18 protein-coding genes are annotated in these 14,627 nt (G+C 67.6%); all 18 read left to right on the top strand.

Features of this window, described 5'->3' with window-relative positions; translation table 11 throughout:
* Positions 1 to 12: 12 nt before the first annotated feature.
* The 18 genes from LZ009_RS02245 (at position 13) to LZ009_RS02160 (ending at position 14,619) form a co-directional block, all read left to right on the top strand.
* Positions 13 to 753: a lysophospholipid acyltransferase family protein gene (locus LZ009_RS02245; protein ID WP_275696251.1), complete on the top strand. Its 741-nt coding sequence runs from the start codon at positions 13 to 15 to the stop codon at positions 751 to 753.
* An 11-nt stretch (positions 754 to 764) separates the two neighbouring features.
* Positions 765 to 1,667 (top strand): M48 family metallopeptidase, encoded by a 903-nt coding sequence (locus LZ009_RS02240; protein ID WP_275696250.1) that lies wholly within the window; start codon positions 765 to 767, stop codon positions 1,665 to 1,667.
* A gap of 37 nt (positions 1,668 to 1,704) precedes the next feature.
* On the top strand, positions 1,705 to 2,115 hold the full coding sequence (locus LZ009_RS02235; RefSeq protein WP_275696249.1) for a MerR family transcriptional regulator: 411 nt from the start codon (positions 1,705 to 1,707) through the stop codon (positions 2,113 to 2,115).
* A 45-nt stretch (positions 2,116 to 2,160) separates the two neighbouring features.
* The gene (locus tag LZ009_RS02230; protein ID WP_275696248.1) at positions 2,161 to 2,619 is read left to right on the top strand and encodes a PaaI family thioesterase; all 459 of its coding nucleotides are present in this window, start codon (positions 2,161 to 2,163) and stop codon (positions 2,617 to 2,619) included.
* Between the two features lie 23 nt (positions 2,620 to 2,642).
* Positions 2,643 to 3,821 (top strand): isovaleryl-CoA dehydrogenase, encoded by a 1,179-nt coding sequence (locus LZ009_RS02225; RefSeq protein WP_275696247.1) that lies wholly within the window; start codon positions 2,643 to 2,645, stop codon positions 3,819 to 3,821.
* Positions 3,818 to 4,519 (top strand): Type 1 glutamine amidotransferase-like domain-containing protein, encoded by a 702-nt coding sequence (locus tag LZ009_RS02220; protein WP_275696246.1) that lies wholly within the window; start codon positions 3,818 to 3,820, stop codon positions 4,517 to 4,519. Before LZ009_RS02225 ends, LZ009_RS02220 begins: the two co-directional genes overlap by 4 nt.
* 21 nt (positions 4,520 to 4,540) lie before the next feature.
* Positions 4,541 to 5,194 (top strand): carbonate dehydratase, encoded by a 654-nt coding sequence (can, locus tag LZ009_RS02215; protein WP_275696245.1) that lies wholly within the window; start codon positions 4,541 to 4,543, stop codon positions 5,192 to 5,194.
* Between the two features lie 25 nt (positions 5,195 to 5,219).
* The gene (gene aceK / locus LZ009_RS02210) at positions 5,220 to 7,028 is read left to right on the top strand and encodes a bifunctional isocitrate dehydrogenase kinase/phosphatase (protein ID WP_275696244.1); all 1,809 of its coding nucleotides are present in this window, start codon (positions 5,220 to 5,222) and stop codon (positions 7,026 to 7,028) included.
* Entirely contained in the window at positions 7,025 to 7,522 is a 498-nt protein-coding gene (locus LZ009_RS02205) for a hypothetical protein (protein ID WP_275696243.1), read from the top strand. Before aceK ends, LZ009_RS02205 begins: the two co-directional genes overlap by 4 nt.
* A 12-nt stretch (positions 7,523 to 7,534) precedes the next feature.
* On the top strand, positions 7,535 to 8,716 hold the full coding sequence (locus LZ009_RS02200) for an acetyl-CoA C-acyltransferase (RefSeq protein WP_275696242.1): 1,182 nt from the start codon (positions 7,535 to 7,537) through the stop codon (positions 8,714 to 8,716).
* A complete protein-coding gene (locus LZ009_RS02195; RefSeq protein ID WP_275696241.1) occupies positions 8,713 to 9,378 on the top strand; it encodes an SDR family oxidoreductase in 666 nt (221 codons plus the stop codon). Before LZ009_RS02200 ends, LZ009_RS02195 begins: the two co-directional genes overlap by 4 nt.
* Before the next feature lie 46 nt (positions 9,379 to 9,424).
* Positions 9,425 to 10,666 carry a glutamate carboxypeptidase gene (locus LZ009_RS02190; RefSeq protein WP_275696240.1) on the top strand — a complete coding sequence of 414 codons (1,242 nt, stop codon included), beginning with the start codon at positions 9,425 to 9,427 and terminating at the stop codon, positions 10,664 to 10,666.
* A 14-nt stretch (positions 10,667 to 10,680) separates the two neighbouring features.
* Positions 10,681 to 11,808, top strand: coding sequence for an acyl-CoA dehydrogenase family protein (locus tag LZ009_RS02185; RefSeq protein ID WP_275696239.1), 1,128 nt, complete (start codon positions 10,681 to 10,683; stop codon positions 11,806 to 11,808).
* Position 11,809: 1 nt separating this feature from the next.
* Positions 11,810 to 12,226 (top strand): rhodanese-like domain-containing protein, encoded by a 417-nt coding sequence (locus LZ009_RS02180; protein ID WP_275696238.1) that lies wholly within the window; start codon positions 11,810 to 11,812, stop codon positions 12,224 to 12,226.
* Complete coding sequence (locus LZ009_RS02175) at positions 12,223 to 12,612, top strand: YchJ family protein (RefSeq protein WP_275696237.1); 390 nt, start codon at positions 12,223 to 12,225, stop codon at positions 12,610 to 12,612. Before LZ009_RS02180 ends, LZ009_RS02175 begins: the two co-directional genes overlap by 4 nt.
* Positions 12,609 to 13,277: an HAD family hydrolase gene (locus tag LZ009_RS02170; RefSeq protein WP_275696236.1), complete on the top strand. Its 669-nt coding sequence runs from the start codon at positions 12,609 to 12,611 to the stop codon at positions 13,275 to 13,277. Before LZ009_RS02175 ends, LZ009_RS02170 begins: the two co-directional genes overlap by 4 nt.
* Positions 13,278 to 13,373: 96 nt before the next feature.
* Positions 13,374 to 14,237, top strand: coding sequence for an STAS domain-containing protein (locus tag LZ009_RS02165; RefSeq protein WP_275696235.1), 864 nt, complete (start codon positions 13,374 to 13,376; stop codon positions 14,235 to 14,237).
* 7 nt (positions 14,238 to 14,244) lie between these two features.
* Positions 14,245 to 14,619, top strand: a complete 375-nt coding sequence (locus tag LZ009_RS02160) for an STAS domain-containing protein (RefSeq protein WP_275696234.1) — start codon at positions 14,245 to 14,247, stop codon at positions 14,617 to 14,619.
* Positions 14,620 to 14,627: the final 8 nt, after the last annotated feature.

Genomic DNA, 14,627 nt, shown 5'->3' with positions numbered 1-14,627 from the left:
ACTTCGCGCCCTATGGCTTTACTCCGCTCCCTGCTGCACGCGCTCTGGATGCTCGTGACCGTCATCCCGTGGGGGATCTGGATGGTGGTGTCGTCGATCTGGTCGAACGGCGAGCAGATGTGGTGGAAGGCGGCGCGCTGGCTGCGCTGGCAGACCGAGGGCCTGCGCATCCTGTGCGGCGTCCAGTACCGCGTGAGCGGCATGGAAAACCTGCCGCAAGGCAAGACCAGCCCCGGCATCCTGCTGGTGAAGCACCAGTCGACGCTGGAAACCTTCCTGATGCCCTCGCTGATGCCGCATCCGCTGGCCTACGTCTTCAAGCGCGAACTGATCTACATCCCCTTCTTCGGCTGGGCGATGGGTCGCATGGACATGATCCACATCGATCGCAGCCAGCGCGCCCAGGCTTTCAACAAGGTGGTGGAGCAGGGCAAGCGGCTGCTGGCGCAAGGCATCTGGGTCATCATGTTCCCCGAGGGCACGCGCATCCCGCGCGGGCAAGCCGGCACCTACAAGTCCGGCGGCACGCGCCTGGCGATCGCCACCGGCGCGCCGGTGATCCCGATCGCCGTGACCTCCGCCAAGGTCTGGCCGCGCAAGGCCTTCATCAAGCGGCCCGGCATCGTCGACGTCTCCATCGGCAAGCCGATTCCCAGCGAAGGCCGCAGCGCCGATGAATTGATGCGCGAAGTGGAGGCATGGATCGAAGGGGAAATGCGCCGCCTCGATCCGGAGGCGTACGGCCGGGACTAAAATCGCGGCCCATGCAGTCTCCGTTTCAGTTCCTCCTCGACCTGTTCGACGAGCCGAAACCACTGCCTCCCGCGCCTGCTCCGGCGCCCGTGCTGTCCCTGGTGCCCGCCGCTCCGGCGGAGCCGCTGGACAAGGTCTGCTCCCCGCAGGCCTTCCGCCATCCCGATGCCAACCGCGAAGCCCTGCTGGGCGACGTGCTGGTGGCTTACGAATTCCGCCGCGGCAAGCGCAAGAACATCGGCTTCTCCGTCGGCCCCGAGGGCCTGGTGGTCAGCGCGCCGCGCTGGGTGCCGCTGGGCGAGGTCGACCAGGCCGTTCGCTCCAAGTCCAAGTGGATCGTCAACAAGCTCGAGGCGGCGCGCGAACGCAACGAGCGCCTCGAGGCCGCCCGCATCGAGTGGAAGGACGGCGCCACTTTTCCCTACCTGGGCGAGACCGTGATCGTGGTGCTGGACCCGCGCCACGACTTCCGCGAAACCGGCGGCGTGCTGCACACCGACACCGAGACGCTGCCCGGCGTGGCGCGCATGACGCTGCACATCGGCCTCGCGCAGAACGCGCAGCCCGCCCAGATCCGCGACGCCGTGCAGGCCTGGCTGATGCGCCAGGCCAAGAAGCTCTTCACCGAGCGCCTGCACCACTACGCGCCGCAGCTGGGCGTGCAATGGCGCAAGCTCACCCTGAGCAGCGCCGGGACGCTCTGGGGCACGGCGCACAGCGACGGCTCCATCCGCCTGAACTGGCGGCTGGTGCACTTCCGCCTGCCCGTGATCGACTACGTGGTGGCCCACGAGCTGAGCCACCTGCGCGTGATGGACCACAGCCCGCGCTTCTGGGAAACGGTGAAGACCGTGGTGCCCAACTACCCCGAGCTGCGCGGCGCGCTCAAGGAAGAAGCGATCCCGGCCTGGTGATTGACGTTGACGTAAACGTCAGTTGTAATCGGCGGCGATGGTTACCTCCCCCGCCCACAGCTACACGATCAGCGACCTCGCGCGCGAATTCGACCTGACGACGCGGGCGATCCGCTTCTACGAGGACATGGGGCTGCTGACCCCGGAGCGCTCCGGCCCCGGCGGCCGCAACCGCGTCTACAGTCCCCGCGACCGCACCCGGCTGAAGCTCACCCTGCGGGCCAAGCGCCTGGGGCTGTCGCTCACGGAGGCCAAGGACATCATCGAGATGTACGACAGCCCGCGCGACACCGGGCCGCAGCTGCGCAAGTTCCTCACCGTGCTGGCCGCGCACCGGCAGCAGCTGGAAGAGCAGATGGCCGAACTGCAGGCCAACCTGGAGGAAGTCCGTACCCACGAAAAGGAAGCGCGCGCCCTGCTGGCGCGCCTGGACAAGTCCAAGGCATAATTGACGTTTACGTAAACGTCAATTGTTTGCCGCAAGGGGTTTGCCATGGACGCACCGCGCTTCGAGCCCGCCGACGCCGCCTATGAGCAGCGCGTGCGCGCCAGCTTCGGCCGGCAGGCCGCCATGGCCACCATCGGCGCCACGCTGGCGGAAGTGGAGCCCGGCCGGGTCGTCATCGAGCTGCCCTGGCAGCAGGCCCTGACCCAGCAGCACGGCTTCCTGCATGCCGGCATGGTGGCCACCGCGCTCGACTCCGCCTGTGGTTATGCGGGCTTCTCGCTCATGCAGCCGGATGCCGCGGTGCTCACCATCGAATTCAAGATCAACCTGCTGGCGCCGGCGCAAGGCCAGCGCTTCCGCATGGAAGGGCTGGTCATCAAGCCCGGCCGCACGATCACCGTGACCGAGGGCCGGGCCTATGCACTGGACGGCGGACGCGAGAAACTGGTCGCCACCATGGGCGCCACGCTGATGGCCGTCGCCGGTCGCGGCATCCAGCACTGAACACCATTCAAAGGAGACGTGACATGCAACTCCCCGGCCTGGACTTCGGCCTCGGCGAAGACCTCGAAGCGCTGCGCAACGCAGTCCACGACTTCGCCCAGAGCGAGATCGCCCCGCGTGCGGCGGAAATCGACCGCAGCGACCAGTTCCCCATGGACCTGTGGCGCAAGATGGGCGACCTCGGCGTGCTGGGCATCACCGTGCCCGAGGAATACGGCGGCGCCGGCATGGGCTACCTGGCCCACATGCTGGCGATGGAGGAGATCTCGCGCGCATCCGCCTCGGTGGGCCTCTCCTACGGCGCGCACAGCAACCTGTGCGTCAACCAGATCAAGCGCAACGGCAACGAGGCGCAGAAGAAGAAGTACCTGCCCAAGCTGATCTCGGGCGAGCACGTGGGCGCGCTGGCCATGAGCGAGCCGGGCGCCGGCAGCGACGTCATCTCGATGAAGCTGAAGGCCGAGGACAAGGGCGGCTTCTACCTGCTCAATGGCAACAAGATGTGGATCACCAACGGCCCCGATGCCGACACGCTGGTGGTCTACGCCAAGACCGAGCCCGAGCTCGGCGCGCGCGGCGTCACCGCCTTCCTGATCGAGAAGGGCATGAAGGGCTTCTCCATCGCGCAGAAGCTGGACAAGCTGGGCATGCGCGGCAGCCACACCGGCGAGCTGGTGTTCGAGAACGTCGAAGTGCCGGCGGCCAACGTGCTGGGCACCCTCAACGGCGGCGCCAAGGTGCTCATGAGCGGCCTCGACTACGAGCGGGCGGTGCTCGCCGCCGGTCCCATCGGCATCATGCAGGCCGTGATGGACAACGTGGTCCCCTACGTGCACGACCGCAAGCAGTTCGGCCAGAGCATCGGCGAGTTCCAGCTGATCCAGGGCAAGCTGGCCGACATGTACACCATCCTGCAGGCCTCGCGCGCCTACTGCTACACGGTGGGCAAGAACCTCGACCAGCTCGGCTCCGAGCACGTGCGCCAGGTGCGCAAGGACTGCGCTTCCGTCATCCTGTACTGCGCCGAGAAGGCGACCTGGATGGCGGGCGAAGGCATCCAGGTCTTCGGTGGCAACGGCTACATCAACGAATACCCGCTGGGCCGCCTGTGGCGCGACGCCAAGCTGTACGAGATCGGCGCCGGCACCAGCGAGATCCGCCGCATGCTGATCGGTCGGGAGCTGTTCGCGGAGACGATGTGAGCGGCGCGGTCGTCGCCATCGGCGGCGGTGGCTTCCTGATGGAAGACACGCGCGGACTGCAGGAGCGCTACCTGCTGTCCCTGCTGCCGCAGCGCGGGCGTGCGCCGCGGGTGCTGTACCTCGGCACTGCGTCCGGCGATGGCGAGCGTGCGCAGTTGCGCTTCCTGAAGCTGTTCCTCGCGCTCGGCTGCGACGCCTCGACCCTGCCTTTCTTCCCCTATGAGATGAAGCGCGACTACGCCCAGGCGGTGCGCGATGCCGACCTGGTCTACGTCGGCGGCGGCAACACCGTGGCCATGCTGGCCGTCTGGCGCGAGTTCGGCTTCGAGCGCGCGTTGCACGCGGCCTGGCAGGCCGGCACCGTGCTGGCCGGCATCAGCGCCGGCGCCAACTGCTGGTTCGAGCGCTACGTGACCGACAGCGTGCCGGGCGGCGGGGTGCGCGAAGGCCTGGGCTGGCTGCCCGGCACTTTCTGCCCGCACCTGGACAGCGAGCCCTGGCGCCAGGCGTTGGTGGAAGCCGAAACGCATGGCCCGGTGCATGCGGCGCCGGACGGCGTGATGGTGCGCTTCGAGGGAGGCCGCGCGGTCGAGGCAGTCACCAGTCGTCCCGACCTGGCTGCCTTGCAGAGGCCCGCGGCCGGCGCCCCGCTCAGTCCGCTGCCGACGCGCGTGCTGGACGGTGCAACCCGACCATAGCCGCCACGCGACAATCACACCATGGCCAACATCAACGACCTCTTCTCCCACAACCGCGCCTGGGCCGCGGAAATGGAACGCACGCGTCCCGGCTTCTTCACCAGCCTGACCAAGCAGCAGAAGCCCAAGTTCATGTGGATCGGCTGCTCCGACAGCCGCGTGCCCGCGAACCAGATCACCGGCCTGGAGCCGGGCGAGGTGTTCGTGCACCGCAACGTCGCGAACGTCATCGTGCACTCGGACCTCAATGCGCTGTCGACCGTGCAGTTCGCGGTCGACATGCTGAAGGTGGAGCACATCATGGTCGTGGGCCACTACGGCTGCGGCGGCGTGCTGGCCGCGCTGAACAACACGCGCGTGGGCCTGGCCGACAACTGGATCCGCCACATCCAGGACGTGCGCGACCGCCACCGCGGCATCCTCGACAACCTCGGGCCCGAGCGGCGCGGCGACGCGCTGGTGGACCTGAACGTGATCGAGCAGGTGGTGAACCTGTGCGTCAGCACCGTGATGACCGACGCCTGGGCCAAGGGCCAGAAGGTCTGCGTGCACGGCTGGGCCTTCGGTGTCCACGACGGCCTGCTGCAGGACCTGCACATGACGGTGGCCGACACCGACCAGATCGAGCCGGCCTACCGTGCGGCCGTCGAAGGAGTGGTCGCCGCGCGCCGCTAGCCGCGCGCGCCGGCCAGCCCAGACCATGTTCCCGCAGCGCCTGGACTCGCCGCTCGCCTACGACATCGCCAAGGCGATGCTCGACGGCTTCAACCGGCACTACCGCCTGTTCCGGCTGGAGTCCGCGCGCGCCAAGCACCGCTTCGAGACTGCGGACTGGCTCGCACAGCAGCGCGCGCAGCGCGAACGCATCGAGTTCTACGACCTGCGGGTGAATGAGGCGGTGCAGCGCCTGGAGCTGGAGTTCAAGGCCGGCGAGCAGCCGATGGAGGTGTGGCAGCAGGTCAAGCTGCACTTCATCGGCCTGCTGGTCGACCACCACCAGCCCGAGTGCGCCGAGACCTTCTTCAATTCGGTCACGACCAAGATCCTGCACCGCACCTACTTCCACAACGACTTCATCTTCGTCCGGCCCGCGGTCAGCACCGAGTACATCGAGGACCATGAGCCGGCGGCCACGCCGACCTACCGCTCCTACTACCCGACGCGCGAGACCCTGCACGAGACCCTGGTGCGCATCGTCGACAACTACCGGCTGCAGCGGCCCTTCGACGACCTGGAGCGCGACGCGCAGCTGGTGCTGGAAGCCATGGCCGGGCGGCTTTCGCACGTCACGCTGCGCGCCAACTTCCAGGTGCAGGTGCTGTCGTCCCTGTTCTTCCGCAACAAGGGCGCCTACGTCGTCGGCAAGATCATCAACGGCTTCAACGAGCTGCCCTTCGCGCTGCCGATCCTGCACAACAAGGCGGCGAAGCTGGTGATCGACACCTGCCTGTTCGGCGAGGACGAACTGCAGATGCTGTTCTCCTTCGCCCGCGCCTACTTCATGGCGGACATGGAGGTGCCGGCGGCCTACGTGCAGTTCCTGCGCACCCTGATGCCGCGAAAGCCGCGCAACGAGATCTACAACGCCATCGGCCTGGCCAAGCAGGGCAAGACGCTGTTCTACCGCGACTTCCTGCACCACCTGCGCCATTCGAGCGACAAGTTCCGCATCGCGCCCGGCATCAAGGGCATGGTGATGCTGGTGTTCGACCTGCCGTCCTTTCCCTACGTGTTCAAGCTGATCAAGGACTGGTTCCCCGAGCAGAAGGACACCAGCCGCGAGCAGGTGCAGCGCAAGTACCTGCTGGTCAAGCAGCACGACCGGGTGGGCCGCATGGCCGACACGCTGGAGTACAGCGAAGTCGCGTTCGCGCGCGACCGCTTCGAGGACGAACTGGTGGAGGAGATCCGCAAGTTCGCCCCGAGCCAGCTGGAGATCAGCGACCGCGACGGCGACGGCCACGACGAGGTGATCATCAAGCACCTGTACATCGAGCGGCGGATGATCCCGCTCAACATCTACCTGCAGGAAGCCTTCGACGCCGGCGCGCAGGAGCAGGTGGAGCACGCCGTCATCGAGTACGGCAATGCCATCAAGGACATGGTGGCGGCGAACATCTTCCCGGGCGACATGCTGTGGAAGAACTTCGGCGTCACGCGCAACGGCAAGGTCGTGTTCTACGACTACGACGAGGTCGAGTACCTCACCGAGTGCAACTTCCGCAAGGTGCCCGAGGCGCGCACCGAGGAGGAGGAAATGTCGGGGGAGGTCTGGTACAAGGTCGGCCCGCGCGACATCTTCCCGGAGACCTTCGGCCCTTTCCTGCTCGGGAACGCCGCGGTGCGGGAGGTGTTCATGGCCCACCACGCCGACCTGCTGGATCCGGCCTTCTGGCAGTCGCACAAGGAACGCATCCTCGCCGGCCACGTCCACGACGTGTTCCCCTACGAGCGGGAGAAGCGCTTCGCGCGGCGACAGCAGCCGGCGCAGGCGGAGGCGGCTGCATGAGCGAAGAATGGAAGGACTTCTGGGAAGTCGCCAGCTTCATCGTCACCACGCTGGGCCTGCCTTTCGCCATCCTGTTCTTCGCCTGGGAGCAGCGCAAGGAGCGCGACAACGAGGAGGAGGAGCAGTACCAGCTCCTGTCCGACGCCTACATCGACTTCCTCGAGGTGGTGCTGCGCCACCCCGACCTGCACCTGCGAACCAACGAGCCGCTGGAGAATCCAACCGCGGAACAGCGCGAGCGCATGCTGGTGATCTTCGACATGCTGATCTCGCTGTTCGAGCGTGCCTACCTCGTCGCCTTCAAGCCCGACATGGGCGAGACCGAGCGGCGCCGCTGGAACAGCTGGGACGACTACATGCGCGAGTGGTGCCAGCGCGAGGATTTCCACAACGCCCTGCCGCTGCTGCTGCGCGGCGAGGACCCGCAGTTCCAGGACTACATCCGCCGCATCGCCGAAGAGGCGCGCGGTCCCATCATCGCCTCTACCCTCTGAAGGAGAATCACCATGGCTGAATCCATCGTCATCGTCGGCGCCGCCCGCACCCCCATGGGCGGCTTCCAGGGCGACTTCGCGTCGCTCGCCGCGCACGACCTCGGCGGCGCCGCCATCAAGGCGGCCGTCGAGCGCGCCGGCATTCCCGCCGACGCCGTCGGCGAAGTGCTGTTCGGCAACTGCCTGATGGCCGGCCAGGGCCAGGCGCCGGCGCGGCAGGCGGCCTTCAAGGGCGGCCTGCCCAAGTCGAGCGGCGCGGTCACGCTGTCGAAGATGTGCGGCTCCGGCATGAAGGCCGCGATGCTGGCGCACGACATGCTGCTGGCCGGCACGCACGAGATCATGGTCGCGGGCGGCATGGAGAGCATGACCAACGCGCCTTACCTGCTGCTGAAAGGACGCGGCGGCTACCGCATGGGCCACGACAAGGTCTACGACCACATGATGCTGGACGGGCTGGAAGACGCCTACCAGGCCGGCCGCTCCATGGGCACCTTTGGCGAGGACTGCGCCGCCAAGTACAAGTTCACGCGCGAGCAGCAGGACGCCTTCGCCACCGCATCGGTGCAGCGCGCCAAGAAGGCCACGGAGAGCGGCGCCTTCGCCGCCGAGATCGTGCCGGTGGCGGTGAAGGACCGTGCCGGCGAGCGCGTGATCAGCATCGACGAAGGCCCGGGCAAGGTGAAGCTGGACAAGATTCCGCAGCTCAAGCCCGCCTTCAAGAAGGACGGCACCATCACCGCCGCTTCCTCTTCCTCGATCAACGACGGCGCGGCAGCGCTGGTGATGATGACCGAGAGCACCGCCAAGCGCCTGGGCCTGAAGCCGCTGGCGCGCATCGTCGCCCACACCACGCACGCGCAGGAGCCCGAGTGGTTCGCCACGGCGCCGGTCGGCGCCACGCAGAAGCTGCTGGCCAAGACCGGCTGGAAGACCAGCGACGTCGACCTGTGGGAGGTGAACGAGGCCTTCGCCGTCGTGCCGATGGCGCTGATGGAAGAGCTGAAGATCTCCCACGACATCGTCAACGTCAACGGCGGCGCCTGCGCGCTGGGCCACCCGATCGGCGCGTCCGGCGCCCGCATCATGGTGACGCTGCTGCACGCGCTGAAGGCGCGCGGCGGCAAGCGCGGCGTCGCCACGCTGTGCATCGGCGGCGGTGAAGCCACCGCGGTCGCGCTCGAGCTGGCGTGAACGTCCTCGTCCTCGGCGCGTCACGCGGCATCGGCCTCGAGTTCGTCCGCCAGTACCGCGCGGCGGGCGATCGCGTGATCGCCACGGCGCGCGATGCCGACGGCCTGCGTCGCATCGAAGCGCTGGGCGCCAAGTCGCTCAAGCTCGATGTCACGGACACGGCCAGCATCAGCGGCCTCGGCTGGCAGCTCGATGACGAGAAGATCGACGTCGCGCTCTACGTCGCCGGGACCATCTCCCGCGGCGGCGCGACCCAGCCGCCTGCGCGCGACGAATTCGACGGCGTGATGCGCACCAACGTCTGGGGCGCGATGCAGGCGATCCCCCAGGTGGCGCCCTTGCTCGAGGCGACGCAGGGCAAGTTCGTCTTCATCAGCAGCGGCATGGGCCGTATCGCGGACGTTGCTTCCAGCTACAGCTGGGTGTACCGCGCCAGCAAGGCAGCGCTCAACATGGCCGTCGCTTCGGCGCAGGCCGACTACCCCAAGGCCATCCTCGTGGCGATGAACCCGGGCTGGGTGCAGACGGACATGGGCGGGCAGGGCGCGCCCTTGCAGGTGCAGGACAGCGTGGCCGGCATGCGCCGCGTCATCGCGGGCCTGACGCCGGCCGACAAGGGCAGCTTCCAGAGCCACGATGGCAAGCGTTTCGACAGCTGGTGAAGCCCGGCTGGTGCAAGATCGCGTTTTTCCCTTTTCGGAGTTGTCCTTGAAGCCGTTTGCATTCGCCGCCGTTGCCGCCGCCGTTCTCGCCTTCTCCCAGCCTGGTTTCGCGCAGCAGCGCGACGACGCCCTGTTCCAGGCCGCCACCGGCGAGCAGGCCGCCGTGGTGCGCACGCTGGAAAGCCTGGTCAACATCGAGACCGGCACCGGCAACGCCGAAGGCATGGCCGCCATGGACAACCTGCTGGAGCAGCGCCTGCAGGCGCTGGGCGGCAAGGTCGTGCGCCACAAGGCCGAAGCCGGCATCGCGGGCGACAACCTGCAGGCCACTTTCCCGGGCCGCGGCGGCAAGCGCCTGCTGCTGATCGCCCACATGGACACCGTGTACGTGAAAGGCACGCTCGCCAAGGCGCCCTTCCGCGTGGAAGGCAACCGTGCCTACGGCCCGGGCATCGCCGACGACAAGAGCGGCGTCGCCATCATCCTGCACACGCTGGCGCTGCTGAAGGCGCGCAACTTCCAGGACTTCGGCCAGATCACCGTGCTCTTCAACACCGACGAGGAAAAGGGCTCCTTCGGTTCGCGCGACCTGATCCAGAAGGTGGCCGGCGAGCACGACTACGTGCTGTCCTTCGAGCCGACCAGCGTCGACCAGGAGAACCTGACGCTCGGCACCTCCGGCATCGTCTACTACAAGGTGGGCGTGAAGGGCCTGGCCGCCCACGCCGGCGCGAACCCCGAAGCCGGTGTCAATGCGGCGGTGGAAGCCTCGGACATCATCCTGCGCACGATGGACCTGGACGACAAGTCCCGCGAGCTGCGCTTCAACTGGACGATCGTGAAGTCGGGCCAGGTGTCCAACATCATCCCGGACGACGCCTACCTCGAAGCGAACATCCGCTACGGCAAGAAGTCGGACCTCGACGGCCTGCTGAAGACGCTGGAAGACCGCATCAACAACAAGAAGCGCCTGCCGAAAGCCGAAACGAAGATCACCGTGGACTATGGCCGTCCCGCATTCAATGCCGATGCTGAAGGCAAACGCATGATCGAAAAGGCCGTCGCGATCTACCGCGAGACCGGCGCCGAGCTGAAGGTGAGCGAGCGTGGCGGCGGCGGCACCGATGCGGCGTACGCGGCGCTCTCCGGCAAGCCGGTGATCGAAAGCCTGGGCCTGCCCGGCTTCGGCTACCACAGCAACCAGGCGGAGTACGTGCTCGTCGACGCGATCCCGCGCCGCCTGTACCTCGCCTCGCGCCTCATCATGGACCTCGCCAGCGGTCGCTAACCAAGCCCTAGAAGATGCTGCTCACGCCCGACCAGGAAATGATTCGCGATGCGGTGCGCGATTTCGCGCAGCGCGAACTGTGGCCGCACGCGGCGCGATGGGACCGCGAGCACGTCTTTCCGCGCGAGGCGCACCAGGGCCTGGCGGCGCTGGGCGCGTACGGCATCTGCGTGCCCGAGGAATTCGGCGGCGCCGGGCTGGACTACGTGACGCTGGCCTTGGTGCTGGAGGAAATCGCGGCCGGCGACGGCGGCACCAGCACCGCGATCAGCGTGACCAACTGCCCGGTCAACGCGATCCTGATGCGCTACGGCAGCGATGCGCAGAAAAAGCAGTGGCTCACGCGGCTGGCGCAAGGCGAGCTGCTGGGCGTGTTCTGCCTGACCGAGCCGCATGTGGGCAGCGATGCGTCCGCGCTGCGCACCACGGCGACCAAGGATGGGGAGGGCTACGTGCTGAACGGCGTCAAGCAGTTCATCACCAGCGGCAAGAACGGCCAGCTGGCGGTGGTGATCGCCGTCACCGACAAGGGCGCCGGCAAGCGGGGCATGAGCGCATTCCTGGTACCGACCGACACGCCGGGCTACGTGGTCGCGCGGCTGGAAGAAAAGGTCGGCCAGCACTCGAGCGACACCGCCCAGATCAATTTCGAGAACTGCCGCATCCCGGCGGCCAACCGCATCGGCGAGGAAGGCGAGGGCTACAAGATTGCCCTGTCGGCGCTGGAGGGCGGCCGCATCGGCATCGCGGCGCAGAGCGTGGGCATGGCGCGCAGCGCTTTCGAGGTCGCGCTGCAGTACGCCCGCGAACGCGAGAGCTTCGGCACCGCCATCATCAACCACCAGGCGGTCGGCTTCCGGCTCGCCGACTGCGCGACGCAGATCGAAGCGGCGCGCCAGTTGATCTGGCATGCGGCGGCGCTGCGCGATGCGGGCCGGCCCTGCCTGAAGGAAGCGGCCATGGCCAAGCTGTTTGCCAGCGAGATGGCCGAACGCGTGTGCAGCGCGGCGATCCAGACGCTGGGCGGCTACGGCTACGTCAGCGACTTCCCGGTCGAACGCATCTGGCGCGACGTGCGGGTCTGCCAGATCTACGAAGGCACGTCCGACGTGCAGAAGATCATCATCCAGCGAGGGCTCTGACATGGCGATCACCAAGGGCTACCGCGCGCTCGTCGACGAAGCGATGGCGCAGGTCAGGACCTACTCGGTCGGCGAGGTGCAGGCGCGCCTGGGCCAGCCGGACCTGCAACTGGTCGACATCCGCGACATCCGCGAACTGCAGGCGGAGGGCAGCGTCCCGGGCAGCTACCACGCGCCGCGCGGCATGCTGGAGTTCTGGGTCGACCCCGATTCCCCGTACCACAAGAAGCTGTTTGCCGACCCGGGCAAGGAGTTCGTGCTGTTCTGCGGGGCCGGCTGGCGCAGCGCTCTGGCGGCCAAGACGCTGCAGGACATGGGCATGGCCAACGTGGCCCACATCGACGGCGGCTTCACCGAGTGGGTGAAGCAGGGCGGCGCCACCGAAACGCTGGAAGCGCGCAAGGCGAAGAAGGGATGAGGGCGCAGGCGGCCGCGGCCTGTCCGTGCGGCCGCCCGGAGCTCGCACGCTGCTGCGGGCCCTACCTGGCCGACTTCGACGGCTGTCCGGCGCCCGACGCCGAAGCGCTGATGCGCTCCCGCTACAGCGCCTTCGTCCTGGAAGACGCCGGCTACCTCCTGGCTACCTGGCACGCATCGACGCGCCCGCGCGAGCTCACCTTCGAAGCTGGCCTCAAGTGGCTGGGCCTGGAAGTCCGCGACGCGCGCCAGCAGGACGCGGACCATGCGGAAGTCGAATTCGTGGCACGCTCGCGGCTGGCCGGCCGCGGCCAGCGGCTGCACGAACGCAGCCGCTTCGTGCGCGAAGGCGGCCGTTGGTATTACCTGGACGGGAATTTGAAGTGAGCGAACGATTCGAGGCCGTGCTGTTCGACTGCGACGGCGTGCTCGTCGACAGCGAGGGCATCACCAACGGCGTGCTGCGCGCCATGCTGGAGGAATTGGGCTGGAAGCTCACGCCGGCCGAGTGCATGCGCATCTTCGTCGGCAAGGCGGTCAAGGACGAACAGGCGCTGATCGAGGCGCAGACCGGCAAGCCGCTGGCCGAGGAATGGTTCGTGCGCTTTCGCGAGCGCCGCAATGCGGGCCTGGTGGCCCACGTGCAGGCGATCCCGCGCGCCGTCGAGGCCGTGGCGCAGGTGAGCGAACGCTTCCAGGGCCGCATCGCCTGCTGCTCCGGCGCCGACCGCTTCAAGGTGGAACTGCAGCTGCGCAAATGCGGGCTGCTGGATTTCTTCGAGGGCCGGGTCTTCAGCGGCCATGAAATGCCGCGCTCCAAGCCTTTTCCCGACGTGTACCTGGCCGCCATGGAGCGCCTGGGCGTGCATCCGGAGCGCTGCGCGGTGGTGGAAGACACCGTGACGGGGGTCCGCGCCGGCGTGGCAGCGGGCGCGAAGGTCTATGGCTACAGCCCCCCGGAAGCAGGCCATGATGCCCCGGCCGCCCTGCGCGCGGCAGGCGCGTCGGTCATCTTCGTGGACATGGCTCAACTGCCAGGCCTGCTGGGTTAGACAAGGCCGCAAATGCGTGTGGGCCTTCTCCTACACCCAATGCTCGACTGCACTGCGCATAATGGTTGAGCCTTCCTCAACCATTCCTACACCCCCATGAGCCAAGAAACCACCGTCCTGCTCCGCCTGCTGGAGCAGCACGAAGCCCAGATCATTGCCGAATGGCAGCAGGAGGCGGGGGCGGGATCGAGCCGCGTTTCCGACTCGGGGCGGCGCGGCATGCAGTCCGAAACGCAGGAGATCGTGGGGGCCTTGCGCCAGGCGCTGGCGGCGGGCGCGGGCCTCGACGCGTTCCAGGATGCATCGTGGACGCCGCTGCGCGCCGCGCTGGAATCCCTGTCACGATCGCGCGCGGCGCAGGGCCAGTCGGCCGGCGATACCAGCGTGTTCGTGCTGGCCCTCAAGCGGCCGCTGTTCAAGTTGATCCAGCAGGAGGCGGGCAGCAACGCGCAGCAGCTCATGACGCTCGTGTGGGCCACGACGGCGCTCGTCGACCGCATGGCGCAATGGACGGTCACCACCTACCAGCAGACCCGCGAGGACATCATCAAGCGCCAGCAGCAGGACCTGCTGGAGCTGTCCACCCCGGTCATCAAGCTGTTCGAAGGCGTGCTGGCCGTGCCGATGATCGGCACGCTCGACTCGGCGCGCACGCAGGTGGTGATGGAGACGCTGCTGGAGCGCATCGTCAGCACCGGCTCGCGCCTGGCCATCATCGACATCACGGGCGTGCCGACGGTCGACACGCTGGTGGCGCAGCACCTGCTGAAGACGGTGAGCGCCATCCGCCTCATGGGCGCCGAATGCATCATCAGCGGCATCCGCCCGCAGATCGCCCAGACCATCGTGCACCTGGGCATCGACCTGCAGGGCATCGCCTCCAAGGCCAGCCTGGCCGACGCGCTGGCGCTGGCGATGGACCAGCAAGGCTACGTGGTCACGCGCCGCGGCGACGCCTGAGTCCGCGATGTACCGCATTCCCATCCTGCAGATGGGCCAGGTGCTCCTGGTCACCATCCAGCTCGACATGCAGGACCAGATGGCGCTGGCCTTGCAGGACGACCTGGCCAACAAGATCTCCACCACCGGCGCCAAGGGCGTGATGATCGACATCTCCGCGCTGGAAATCGTCGACTCCTTCGTCGGCCGCATGCTGGCCAGCATCTCCGGCATCTCGCGCATCCTCGACGCCACCACCGTGGTGGTGGGCATGCAACCCGCTGTGGCCATCACCCTTGTGGAGCTGGGCCTGTCGCTCGAAGGCGTGCGCACGGCGCTGAACGTCGAACGCGGCATGGAGCTGCTGGCGCACAGCCGCAAGGGGGGGCCGCTTGCCCGCTGAAGAAGCCC

This window comes from Ramlibacter paludis, assembly GCF_022012305.1.
Taxonomy (GTDB): domain Bacteria; phylum Pseudomonadota; class Gammaproteobacteria; order Burkholderiales; family Burkholderiaceae_C; genus Ramlibacter; species Ramlibacter paludis.
This window is presented reverse-complemented; position numbering and strand designations above follow the sequence as displayed.